The sequence below is a fragment of the Brevibacterium antiquum CNRZ 918 genome (assembly GCF_900169145.1).
GTDB lineage: Bacteria > Actinomycetota > Actinomycetes > Actinomycetales > Brevibacteriaceae > Brevibacterium > Brevibacterium koreense.
In genome coordinates this window covers 1-1,124 of the sequence record NZ_FXZD01000046.1, presented here as the reverse complement: position 1 = coordinate 1,124, position 1,124 = coordinate 1, and the positions used below count along the sequence as shown (strand labels likewise).

The following is a 1,124-nucleotide window of genomic DNA, read 5'->3' as shown; positions in this document are numbered from 1 at the left end:
GCATAGACGCGAACGCCGTCAAGTCCGGTAGCGCAGCATCGAGCATGTCGGCGATGGCGGGAAACGACGCCCGCAGACTCTCAGCGACTTGCTTGTACTGGGCAATGACGGACTCGGCTGTGGTCTGAGCGAAGATCGTTGAGATCAACGCGTTGACCGGCTTCGAATGCGCACTGCCAAGGCGCTGGGTGACGTTACGGGCGAAGTGGACTCGACACCGCTGCCACCCAGCACCAGGCAGGATCGCTTTGACCGCGGCCTTAATCCCCGAATGAGCATCAGAGATCACCAGCGCGACACCTTCGGGATCGGTCTCGGTGCTGACTTTCAGCCCCCGCTCACGCAGCCCACGCAGGACTTGTGTCCAGAAGTCCGTGGACTCGGCATCCCCGACGCTCATGGCCAGGATCTCCCGCCTGCCCTGTGATGAGACTCCCGTGACCACAGCCACGGCCTGAGACACGACACGACCCCGGTGGCGGACATCGACATAGGTGGCGTCGACGAAGAGGTAGGGAAACCAGGTGTGGTCGAGTCGACGGGCCAGGAACTCAGCGACTCCCTCGTCGATGTCGGCACAGATCCTCGACACCGTCGACCGAGAGATCCCGGACTCGTTGCCCAAAGCACGCACGAGGTCATCGACCTTGCGAGTTGAGACACCGTCGATCCAGGCCTGGCAGATAACGGCGTAGAGGGCCTTATCGACCCGTCGGCGGGGGTTGAGTAAGGACGGGAAGAACGAGCCCTTCCGCAGCTTCGGGATCGCCAGGTCGACTTCTCCCGATGGCGTTGCCAGGGTCTTCTTCCGCGACCCGTTACGGCGTGTGGCCCGGTCTTCGCTGCGTTCGTAGCGGGCGGCACCGATCGTGGCGGTGGCTTCGGCTTCGATGAGGTCCTGGAGGCCGGCTTGGAGCATTTGCCTAAACACGTCGGAGTGGGCGAGGTCAGGGTCGGTCAGGACTTGGTTGATGAGGGTCGACACGGCAGAATTGGGGTCAGCCATCGTGGGATGCCTTTCGTGAGGTTCTTGGCGGAACTACTAGCGGGATCCCACGATGGTTCTTCACATTTTTGGGGGTAAAGTCCCTGGTGGGAATGCCACCACTCTATGGGACTCACCC

The 1,124-nt window shown here is 62.1% G+C and carries 1 protein-coding gene; it reads right to left on the bottom strand.

Translation table 11 applies throughout. The annotated features are described in order from the left end of the window. On the bottom strand, positions 1–1,006 hold a 1,006-nt coding region (locus BANT918_RS17125), incomplete at its 3' end, for an IS256 family transposase (RefSeq protein ID WP_101621257.1). Positions 1,007–1,124: the final 118 nt, after the last annotated feature.